This is a genomic window from Maribacter sp. 4G9 (genome assembly GCF_002742265.1).
In the GTDB taxonomy this organism is placed as follows: domain Bacteria; phylum Bacteroidota; class Bacteroidia; order Flavobacteriales; family Flavobacteriaceae; genus Maribacter.
Genome location: NZ_MDGL01000144.1, coordinates 15,597 through 27,755, shown reverse-complemented (window position 1 = coordinate 27,755; position 12,159 = coordinate 15,597). Strand labels below are relative to the sequence as shown.

7 protein-coding genes and 1 pseudogene are annotated in these 12,159 nt (G+C 39.6%); all 8 read right to left on the bottom strand.

Annotated features, from left to right (window positions below; all coding sequences use genetic code 11):
• Positions 1-449: 449 nt before the first annotated feature.
• Positions 450-2,204 (bottom strand): RagB/SusD family nutrient uptake outer membrane protein, encoded by a 1,755-nt coding sequence (locus tag BFP75_RS13755; RefSeq protein WP_099545978.1) that lies wholly within the window; start codon positions 2,202-2,204, stop codon positions 450-452.
• Between the two features lie 25 nt (positions 2,205-2,229).
• On the bottom strand, positions 2,230-5,427 hold the full coding sequence (locus tag BFP75_RS13750; protein WP_099545948.1) for a SusC/RagA family TonB-linked outer membrane protein: 3,198 nt from the start codon (positions 5,425-5,427) through the stop codon (positions 2,230-2,232).
• 536 nt (positions 5,428-5,963) lie between these two features.
• Positions 5,964-6,140, bottom strand: coding sequence for a hypothetical protein (locus BFP75_RS22650; RefSeq protein WP_317044539.1), 177 nt, complete (start codon positions 6,138-6,140; stop codon positions 5,964-5,966).
• Positions 6,141-6,153: 13 nt separating this feature from the next.
• Positions 6,154-6,747, bottom strand: coding sequence for a DUF3347 domain-containing protein (locus BFP75_RS22645; RefSeq protein WP_317044538.1), 594 nt, complete (start codon positions 6,745-6,747; stop codon positions 6,154-6,156).
• 29 nt (positions 6,748-6,776) lie between these two features.
• Entirely contained in the window at positions 6,777-7,697 is a 921-nt protein-coding gene (locus tag BFP75_RS22640; RefSeq protein WP_317044537.1) for an efflux RND transporter periplasmic adaptor subunit, read from the bottom strand.
• A 21-nt stretch (positions 7,698-7,718) separates the two neighbouring features.
• A complete protein-coding gene (locus tag BFP75_RS13740; protein ID WP_099545947.1) occupies positions 7,719-8,426 on the bottom strand; it encodes a PepSY domain-containing protein in 708 nt (235 codons plus the stop codon).
• 3 nt (positions 8,427-8,429) lie between these two features.
• Positions 8,430-10,922 (bottom strand): annotated as a pseudogene (locus BFP75_RS13735) (heavy metal translocating P-type ATPase).
• A 2-nt stretch (positions 10,923-10,924) separates the two neighbouring features.
• Positions 10,925-12,154 carry a permease gene (locus BFP75_RS13730; protein ID WP_099545946.1) on the bottom strand — a complete coding sequence of 410 codons (1,230 nt, stop codon included), beginning with the start codon at positions 12,152-12,154 and terminating at the stop codon, positions 10,925-10,927.
• Between the last annotated feature and the right edge of the window lie 5 nt (positions 12,155-12,159).

The following is a 12,159-nucleotide window of genomic DNA, read 5'->3' as shown; positions in this document are numbered from 1 at the left end:
TAACAATTTTGTAGCCGTTACTACAGTAACAATTTACACTAAATATCAGTCACTTATGTTATAAATCGTGATTGATTTGGTAAAATTCATGAATTTTACAAAGTAAGAGTACCAATAAAATAATAGAGAAATTTTCTTATACTGACAAATAGATAATTAATTCACAATCAACTTAATGACCATAACTCCCAAATAATAATTCAGGTAAGAGGTATTACATAAATTTTTAAGAACTTGTTGCTTTGAATTGATTTCAAGCGTAATAAATAAATTTGATTTAGATTAAACCAATCAGTAAGCAAAAACAATTAAAAAGGACTTATTTGGGAGCCATTATATCAAACTACTTATATAATTTTAGTAAGCCAAGACAAGAAAAAAGGCTCGAAGAATAATTTCTTCGAGCCTTTACTATTGATTTAATAAACTACTTACTTATATACATTTGCTTAATACGCTGGATCTTGGGTCAACGTTGGTTGTCCATCCAAAGCAGAACGGTCAATGGCTTCCAATGGTATTGGGAAGTACTCATGCTTACCTGCTGTAAAGGAAAGACCTTGAAGATAAGACCTATGTTGAGACTCACTGGCTATATATGCATTCAATACCTGAGCTGATACGCCCCATCGTTGAAGGTCAAAAAACCTATGTCCTTCTAACGCGAATTCTAAACGTGATTCAAAACGTACAGCTTTCCTTGCCAATGCTTGGTCAGTCCAAGGAGTATCATAGGTAGCAATATCATAATTAGCGGCAGGTACTCCTTCTTCAATACTAAAATCATTTCTCTCTGCACCTTGAATTGCATTTGGAACAAATCCATCGGGATTTGCAGCCCTACTCCTTATTTCATTTACCAATTCCCTAGCTCTTTCCAAATTACCCAATTCCACTTCTGCCTCAGCAAGCCACAGGTAAATCATACCTAGTCTCATAATTCGGTAATTATTTGCAGATAGGTTACCCCAACCGCCTTGTCCAAATGCTTCCGGCTCAGCAACGTGCTTCATTGAGAAAAATGGGCCTGCATAAGACAAATCCCTTACGAAGTCGGTTTGGTAAATTTTGAATCCCTTGTATAGAATACCAGGCCTACCTACGGTATGATCCAATCTTGGGTCTAAAGTTGTAGTAACTACAGAAGATCCGTCTGCGTTCGTATCAGCAGAAACATCGGTAACATCAAAAGTATCCAATAAGGGCAAACCATTTTCAGTCTGATAAGCGTTGACCAAGTTTTGTGAAGCTTGATAAAAACCACAGCAACCCCATGGGTCCGTGTATGGGTGGGCAAGTCCAATACCCCTATTAGCGGCATCACCGGTAGCACTACTAATTGCATATTGAACTTCAAAAATAGATTCCGCGTTATTACGGGTTGCCACTAAAAAGTTATCTTGAAATTTATCCATCAATTCGAAAGGACCGTTGTTGATGATATCATCGAATACGGCCTTAGCTTCACCCATTTTAGCAGTATTTGCGTTGCCGCTTTGATCAAAACCCTGATAAATTTTAGCCTTACCTAAAAATGCTTTGGCTGCCCAACTGGTTGGTCTACCCACTTCACCTTGTGTCTCTGGCAGAACGGATGCAGCAGCTTCAAAATCAGCCTCTATAAATGGCCATATCTCCCTATCATTAGGAATTTTAGTACTTTCCAAATCATTTAGGACAAAGTTTTCATCACTAATGTAGACCGGCATACGCCACATTTTTCTTGCCTCGAAATGAAACAGTCCTCTTAAAAATCGAGCTTCCGCTATGATTTGCTCCCTTCTAGCATCCGAAATTCCATCCTCAACAAGGGCTAAGGTATTTATTACATTGTTCGCTGCGGCAACACCTTTGTACAATCCTCTCCATTTGTCACGAATATGCACATTAAAAGCCTGGAAATCATACGCTTCTATAAAAGACTGTTCTGGTTGATCACCAGCATCAGTTCCTTTAAGAGCATCATCAGAAGCGATATTAAATACCCAATTATGGATGTCGTTGTACCACGTTTGGCCGGTAAGCCCCCCGCCGGGCACCATGGTATACGCCGCAATTAGAAGACCTTCTACCCCGTCTGCGGTGGCTACATCGCCCTCACTAAAACGGCCCTCCGGTTCCCTATTTAAAAAATCGTCACTACAGCCAGTCACCAACATCAAGATGGCGAGTAAGGCCCCGAGTATAAAATTTCCCTTTTTCATAATACTTGTATCTAACATAATTTTTTTAATTTAAAGTTACATTAAGTCCTAAAAGAAAAGTTCTTGCAACAGGCATGAACCCTCCATCATAACCAATATCTATACTGTTCGGTGTTTGAATTTCAGGATTTAGACCAGAATATTTTGTCCAAGTAGCCAAGTTTTGACCTTGAATATAGACTGAAGCCCTGGATATTCCTGGAATAGCATCCAATATATTTTCGTTAAAATTATAACTCAACTGGACGTTCTTAATTCTAAAATAGCTTCCATCCTCAACGAAATATGACGAAGGCCTGCTACTTACTTGATCGTTGGCGTCCATTATTGGTACTGTAGCACCTGGATTTGCCGCTACCCAAGTACTAGGATCCGCCTGTGGATTAGTTGGCTGCCAGGCATCGTATAACGCCCTTGTGCTCCTATTCCCCTGGAAGGTATTGAAATCTGCGAAATATCTCACATAATTATAAATATCATTACCCTGTGAACCGTTTCCAAAGATGTTCAAGGCTAGATTTTTATAGGTAAGATCTATATTGATACCATATACAAAATCTGGATGTGGATTTCCAATAACCGTTCTATCGTCATCGTTGATAACCCCATCTCCATTAATATCAGCCACCTTCAACTTACCAGGAGCATTATATGACCCATATTCTGGCCAAGCATCAGCCTCAGCTTGTGATTGAAAGATACCAACGGTTTGAAAGCCAAAGAAAGAGGAAAGAGGAGAACCTGCCTGCGTTACTGTCAATGAAGGCACCCTTCTAGATCCACCCAAGAATCGTGTAGATGGGTTATCATCCAATTTGTCCACATTATTAGTATAGCGTGTAAAATTAGTATTGACACTATATCCAAAGTCTCCTTTATTATCACTAAATCCTAAATTAAATTCCACCCCTTTGTTGGTAATACCACCTACGTTAAAACGAGGGGCGTCAGCCTGTCCAGCTGTATAGGTTGGAGGAATTTGAAACAACATGTCCGTTGTAACCCTAGTATATGCATCAAGAGAGAAAGTCAATCTATTTTGTAACATATTCAAATCGATTCCCACGTTATTTGTAGTGGTCGTTTCCCACTTTGCATTGGGGTTACCAAAAGCCTGTGGAGCAAAACCTATGGCAGGCGAGGAAGGGTTACCATCAATTGGGTATCCACCTGTGACTATATTGGATTGAAAGGTAGTGAAGGCATTATAATCACCAATCTGTTGGTTACCCGTTTGCCCCCAACCATATCTTAACTTAAGATCATCGATCCAATCCACGTTTTCCATGAAGCTTTCATCAGAAACCCTCCATCCTAAACTGAATGCGGGAAATACAGCGCTTCTGGAGGCTGATTGAAACCTAGATGAGGAGTCATTCCTTAAAGTTACCTGTGCCAAATATTTGCCATTATAGTCATAGTCTATTCGACCAAACTGGGACCAAAGCGAATAATCCTGTTCAACAAAACCATAGTTGGTAGCAGTTGTTGCATTACCTAAATCCAAGTAGCTTAGAATATTGGTAGTTTCAAAGGCAAAACGCTGTCTTGAGGCACCAAATCTCTCTTCAAATTGTTGAATACTCTCAACACCTACGAAGGCTTTGAAATTATGTACCTCATTGAATGTTTTGGTATATTCCAAACTATTGGTCCACGTCCACTGATACTCATATTCCTCCCTAGCGGTAGAACTATTGATAAAGTTACCCTCTACGTACTCAGGCTGTGGCCTACCCAAATCCCTATTACGCTGGGCCCTAACATCGGCACCAAAACTGGTACGAATGCTTAAATTTGGTGTAATATCATAATTTGCGAAAACGTTACCTAAAAGACGTAACCTATAGGTCCTATCGTCTTGATCCCTTGCAAGAACCGCATAAGGGTTAAAGTTGTTACCTAAGTTAGCGCCCCTACTACCGGCAAAGTTGCCTGCAATATCATAGATGGGTAGCAATGGATGATGTTTGTAAGCCGCAGAAACCGCATTCTGCTCTTGATCATTTTGAAAGTTACCCTTTTGGTTATCAAATGAAGTCGTAAAGTTCTCCCCAATAGTCAATTTACCATCTAAAGCCTTAAACTCAGTATTGGCCCTTAGCGACACCCTATTATAGCTCGCAAATTTCACCAAATAGTCTTGCTCAAAGTATCCTAAAGTAAAGGCATATCTCGCATTTTCGGTTGCGCCGGAAGCAGATATATTATGCTGTTGAATAGGCGCAGAACGCGTAACGGCATCCCACCAATTGGTATCCGCAGAACGAGTAATGGCATAAATGTTGCCTTCCTCCAAAGCGTATAAACTTGGATCCGTACCGGGATCTCCCTCATTGGCACCACTAGGAAATACAAAATCAGGGATTGTAACTTCACCATTTGGACCAAAAGTATATTGTCCGTGACCTGGTGTTTTTCCAGCATAAAGGTCGGCTAAATAGAGATACTCTCCCAACTCCCTAGCATTTAGGGTTTCTGGATCCTTTTCTGGCGAACCAATACCATAGAAGGAATTATATGAAATGGTAGGCTTTCCTAATTTGCCCTTTTTAGTTGTAATGATGATAACACCATTTGCAGCTCTTGAACCATAAATGGAAGAAGCAGAGGCATCCTTAAGAATTTGAAGGGACTCTATGTCGTTAGGGTTCAAATTGGACTGCGCTTGAGTAGGAACACCATCAATAATGTAAAGAGGCGCATTGTTCCCAACCGTACCAAATCCACGAATACGAACCGTGGCCTCACCACCTGGACGGGCATCGTTTATAATGCTGACACCAGCTGCCCTACCCTGCAATTGCTGGGCAAAAGTGGTGGCCGGAACAGCCAAAAGCTCTTCCGTATCTACTACGGATACGGAACCTGTCAAGTCCTTTTTAGCTTGAGATCCATAACCCGTTACAACGACCTCGTCCAATTTACTGGCGTCCTCCTCCAGAGTCACATTAACGGATGACTGTCCATTAACAGGAACCTCAATAGTTTTATATCCAATGTAGCTAAACACCAAGGTAGCGTTGTCGTCTACATTATCCAACGTGTAATTACCGTCAAAATCCGTCTGGGTACCACTAGTGGTGCCCTTAATTAGAACACTGGCACCAGGCAAAGGTCCCGTTTGATCAGAAACTGTACCGGTCACTGTTTGGGCATTTGCCAATCCGAAACATAACAATGCCCCGACTAGAAAAAAACCCTTTAAGAATTTGCTCTTCATAAAAAATTTGGTTTAAGTTAATATTGATTGTTGTTAGTTAAAATGAATTAATTAAATAAAGGTGTGGAGCGAGTTAGCCATCTCCAAACAAAATGTATAAGTTTAAAATTTTCTTAAAATTACCTTAAGGGATTTAAATCCAAATATATTAATTACCAAAAGAACTATCAAATTCATGAATTTTTAGATTTTTTGGCTTTCAAGGCCCATATAATAATTGAGAAATTCGATTTTATTAAGTGTTCATAATACACCATGTTGTATTAAATATTTCTCAAAAATTAGTGAATATTTAATTAATATTCGCAAAATACTACAGAAAATAAAACCCAGAAATACAAGTCAAACTGAACTCATCCTGTTAAGTTTCTTTCTCTGCTTGTTAAAAAGAAAAATACTAAGTTCATAAAACGGTCATAATCTCATGAAGAATTTGGAGTTATATAGGTAAGTTATTAAAAGCTGAAAATACGATTAAATAGCCTTTTAAATAGCGATATCATCGAAGCTTTAAATATTCAAAAAAAAAATAGTTACTACTGAATTGAATCAATAATACTCCCACAGGTCAGCATCTGGTCTCCGTAATATGGATTTTTAATTTCCTTTTCCATACTTAGCCAAAATGCCCCTTTATTGTTATTTGCCATTGGGCATTTTTGAATATAGACCGGGTCATCCATTTTACCTATATTCATCATTATAGGAACCATATTCTCATTTAGTTCAATAAAAATACCCCCTTTGATATTTCAAATCTTGACTACTCGCTACTTTGCCTAATAATTCCTCAATTCTTGAAAAATGTAATTTCCCCATGTCATTGAGGTCGGCTTCATTTATAGAAACAAGGCTTTCCGATAAGTTTTTAGCATATTCAGACACTTGGTTTGCACTTCCAAGCACTAGGGCATTTTTAATACTGAAGTAGGATGGTAAGACAGATTTAAATTCCTTTTTAAAAGAATCTGGAAATACCATTTTCATATTTTCACTTTCACCGAATCTATTTTCCTTTTCTTGTTTTTGATTCATCATGGATTTTTTACCTTGTAGCTGTGCTGCCGCATCCACAGAAAAAGTTCCATTAGTGACCACCTCATACCCTTTTTGAAGACCTGAATTCACCACAAACATATCCCCGTTCCTATTTCCCAACTCAACTTCCCTTATCCTAAAAATAGGAGTATCCCCATTCACTTTTAAATAAACAACAGAACGTTCACCGGTCCACATTACTGCCGTAGCAGGAACCATAAGTGATTCAGAAACATCACCTCCCGTTCCTTTTGAACTTTGTATGCTTCCTTTAACGAACATTCCCGGTTTAAAAATACCTTCGCTATTATTTAAAGTAGCTCGTACCCCACGGTACGGGTACTTTCATTTAAAATGGGATCGATAAAAGTAATTGTAGCCTTAAACGACTTATTTGGATACGCAGTTGTTGTTAATGTTATTTTGTCACCTTTTTCCAATGAGGAAATTTGATTTTCATAAACATCAAACTCAACCCAAACGGAATTAAGATTCATCAATTTTAAGAGCGGCTCACCTTGTTTTACATAATCCCCCTCAGAAAACATTTTTTTTGAAACAGTTCCAGAAACATTTGCGTATATAGGGAAGTATTCCTTAACCTCCCCTGTTTTCTCGATGGTATTGATTTGGTCTTCGGTAAGTTTCCAAAGCTTCAATTTGTTTCTGACCGCCTTGTACAAAGCTGGTTGGGATTCCTTAAGCGACAATGAACTTAGTAACTCTTGCTGCGCAGCAACCAAGTCTGGCGCGTAAATAGTTGCCAAGAGCTGTCCCCGTTTTACGTCTTGACCTTCGTAAGATACATTCAAGCGCTCCAAACGACCATCAAAATAACTAGCCTGTACCAACTCTTCCTCTTCATTGACCCTTATACGTCCAGATAAGGAAATATCCGTCATTGAACCGTCTTCTTTACCCTCACCAATTACAGTAGTGCCAATATTGGCCAACGCCATGGCGTTTTTGGTCATTTTAATTTCGTTCATGGCCAGACCTTCTTCATCCATATTCGCCGGAATCAACTCCATTCCACAAATGGGGCAATCACCGGGTTCCGGTTGCATTATCTGTGGATGCATGGAGCAAGTCCACACTTGTTGGTCTTCGATTTTATGCTCATGCACTTCAACACTACTATTAGCTCTGTCATTGGGTTTTCCAAAAATCAACCAACCCAAAAATAGACCTGCTATACCTGACAACACTATATAAATTGCTTTTCTATTCATGACCATTAAATTTGATTTGTATCAAAATAATTTTTTTAAACTTTTTCTAATTGTGGGAGAACTGGTAAACCAGAGCAAAAACCCGCTAAGAACCGTTAAGAAACCTAACAAGGAAAAGGCCCTTAATACCGTAGTATTAAAATCATCCCGTCCTTGATAGTCCATGGTATGGGTCATCCAAAGAAAATCGAACCAGCGCCAATCCCTATGTCGTAACGTCTGAAAAGCTCCATCTTTGACCGACACATAAGCTATTATATTTTCCGCATTGTCATATGAAATTGCATAGGCGGGCAAAGGCTTACCTCTGTATTCACTATGGTTCCCAACTTTTGTTAACCTAGAGACTCCCGATACTTTTAAATCAGGACGCATATTTACCGCTGCAATTTTCAACGCTTCCTCCTCGGTAATTTGCGGTTTCAAATCACCTGTTCTGGCATTATACAACTGCTTATTGTTTATCCAATAGTAAGGTTCTCCACCAATGTCCCTGAGTGCTACGGAGGATATTGGTTTTTCTGGTTCAATATCAGAAAGACCTATTAAATCCGTAAAAGATGCTTCATTTTTGGATTGAATTCGAAAATGGTCCCCATGGATTTCTTCAATATCGGTCCAACTAAAATAAAGTCCGCTAATAGTCCATAGGAGAAACTGTATACCCAAAAAAATACCCAAATACCTGTGGGCCTTTCTAATTTTGATGGCGGTTTTTCTTTTTACCATATGTTAATCCAATTTTTTACTTCTCAACCTTAAGGCATTCCCTATCACGGATACCGAACTGAAACTCATAGCCAAAGCGGCAATCATTGGAGACAATAATATTCAAAAAATGGCATAAAGCACCCCTGCCGCCACTGGTATGCCAACTGTATTATATATCAAAGCAAAGAAGAGATTTTCCTTTATATTTCTCATCACACTATTACTAAGTTTGTGGGCTTTTATAATACCGTTTAAATCCCCCTTTACCAACGTTATCATAGCACTTTCAATAGCTACATCCGTACCTGTTCCCATCGCAATGCCCACATCGCTTTTGGCCAGTGCGGGCGCATCGTTTATTCCATCACCGGCCATGGCCACTACCTTTCCTTCCTTTTGAAGTTTAGCAACCTCATTTAGTTTATCCTCTGGCAACATGCCTGCTTTAAAATCCCCCAAATTTAACTTTGCGGCAACCGCCTTTGCCGTATTACGGTTATCTCCTGTCAACATGACTACCTCAATCCCCTTTTTCTGAAGTTTCTGTATTGCCTTTGCGCTAGTTTCCTTGATTTTATCACCAATCACTATAAAACCTACTACCTTCAGGTTTACAGACAAAAAGGATACAGTTTTTCCCTGAATCTGGTGTTTTTCAGCCTTTTCCATCATATTTGCTTTCAGTTCGGCTTTTGCATGTTCCATCATTTTGGCATTTCCCAAACTCAATTTTTTACCTATCAAGGAACCTTCCACACCCTTTCCGGTTACCGCATTAAAGTTCTCTATCTTTCCAATTTCCACATTTTTTTCCTTAGCATACTTTATAGTAGCCTCCGCCAAAGGATGTTCACTGGAACTATTTAAGGCGGCAATATATCCCAGCACTTCATAATCATCAAGGTCATTACTAAATGTCCCAACCATCTCTACCGTTGGCTTCCCTTCCGTTATCGTTCCCGTTTTATCCACTATAAGTACATTGACCTTGTTCATTTTTTCAAGGGCTTCGGCATTTCTTACAAGCACACCATGCTGTGCCCCCTTCCCTACGCCTACCATTACCGACATAGGAGTAGCCAACCCAAGAGCGCATGGACAAGCAATAATCAAAACTGCAATGGCATTGACCAATGCATATACATAGGCAGGTTCTGGACCCCAAAGGACCCATACGATAAAAGTGATTATTGAAACAATTATAACTATGGGAACAAAGTAACTCGAAATCCTATCCGCTAAATTTTGGATGGGTGCCCGGCTTCGACTGGCCTCATTTACCATGTTAATAATTTGCGAGAGTAAGGTATCGGAACCCACTTTGTCCGCCTTCATTAAAAAAGATTGGTTACCGTTTATGGTACCACTGCTAACTTTATCGTTTAACGATTTTTGAACGGGAAGTGGCTCCCCTGTTATCATAGCTTCGTCCACCGACGTTTCTCCTTCGATTATCCTACCATCAACCGGAATCTTCTCTCCGGGTTTTACCTTTAGGATATCATTGATTTCAATCTGGTCGATGGCTACCTGTATTTCCTTACCATCCACAATCTTTATTGCTTTGTTCGGCGCCAGTTTTAAAAGCTCCTTCACTGCCGAATTTGTTTTGCTATGGGCACGAGCTTCCAGAACCTGACCCATGAGCACGAGGCTCAATATAACCGTGGCCGATTCAAAATATACATGTACGGCACCTGATTCCGTTTTAAACTGAGCCGGGAAAAAGTCAGGAAACAATAATCCAAACACACTGAAGAGCCAGGCTACCCCGGCACCGATGCCTATCAATGTGAACATATTAAGGTTCCAAGTCTTAATACTGCGATAGGCACGTTGAAAAAACATCCAAGTTGCATAAAATACGACGGGTATGGAAAGGGCCAGCTGAACCCAGTTCCACCATTTTTGCTCCATGATACCATATAAGGGCTTACCAGGTATCATATCGCTCATGGCGATCAGGAAAATGGGCAATGTGAATCCTAAAGCCAACCAAAATTTCTTTAGCAACTTTTTATAGTTATTCTCCTCAGCAGAAAGGTCAGGTTCTTTGGGCACTAAATCCATTCCACAAATAGGACATGAGCCCGGTGCATCCTCGATTACATCTGGATGCATAGGACAAGTCCATTCTCCATTTTGGGAAGCGGTACGTTGTTCTTCTACTAAGTCCATGCCACATACCGGGCAATCGCCAGGTTTATCATACGTTTTATTTCCTTCACAATGCATGGGACAATAAAAAGTTCCCGTACCTTTTTCATTTGGTTTCTGCTTTTTGGATGGCATAGGATTCTCACCAAACTCGTGAATTTGATAGCCCCCCCCGTCCTTTACAAGGGCTTCCATAAACTGGTCAATGGGGATATGGGATTCCATATCAATGGTTGCCTCACCATTCTCCAAATCAACGGATACATTGGTCACACCCTCAACATAGGATAGTGTCTTTTCTACATGGTTTTTGCAGCCATTGCAACTCATTCCCGTTATTTTATACCTGTGCTTCATATTCATGTTGCAAAAAATTTAACCATAAGTCCTCCTATTAACCATACATAGCAGACATAAGCCGCATATTTCAAAACAAATTCCAAATTTTTACTTTTAGGGGCCATTTCGCTCATGGAATGCTCCACGTCTTTTTTCTTGAAAAATCCCAAATAAATTAAGTACCCTGAAACAGTAAGGAAAATACTGTTCAAAAAGAATGTGTAGTCCATCTTAAAATAAGCACTATCCTGAATCTTAACCTGGGAAGGGTCCGGTAAAACATTCAAAAAGTCAAAACTGTAATGCAGTGCCAACGAAGCACCTATCAATGCCGTAAACAGTAAAAAAAGGATGAAAAAGGACATTTTCCAACCGTAATACTTTGCATTTATTCGAAGTACGGGAAAGACTACCAAGTCACTGAAAATAAAGGCCATTACCCCGGCAAAACTAACCCCCTTTCCAAAAAGTAAGGCAGCCAATGGTATATTTCCCATAGAACCGATAAACGTTAGAAATGCCGCGACCGGTCCCACAATTATATGTTCCAAAATTTCAAAAAATGAGAAATCGGTACTGCCTTGTCCACTTTTAATGAACAAGGTTTGAAAAAAAGCATCGGGAACAAATGCGGCCACAATGCCAGCTATGGTAAAACCGACTGTAACATCTTTCCAGACCATCTGCCATTCCATTTTATATTTTTTACCGACCCTCGCCCAACTATCTTCCTTTCTAATCTGTTTTTTCCAATCCTTTGAATCGTCCAATGAACCGCCATCATCCTTACTCTCCAGATTTTTACGTGCGGCATCGATAAGTTTTTTAGGGTTGATTATCCTAATAAGAATCCAGCAAATACCTATCAATAATAACCCTCCAATATATTCACCAACCACAAACTGCCATCCCAAGAAAATGGAAATGATAATTCCTAGTTCAATGACCAAGTTTGTAGAAGCTAATAAAAAAGCAATTGAGGACACAAAACTTGCTCCTTTTTTAAATAGTGATTTTGCACTTGCCAAAGCCGCGAAACTACAGGAACTACTAATAAAGCCAAAGAATGTACCCAACAGCACACTATTGGACTCATCTTTCCCCATGGTTTTCTGCATACGCTTTTCGGTTACGAAAATCTGTATCATACTACTTATGACATAACCCAAAATGAAAGCCCAAAGTGCCATCCAGAAAAATCCGGTAGTCGTATAAGCCGCTTCACCCCACTGTTTAAAAAAGTTGCTCATAATAT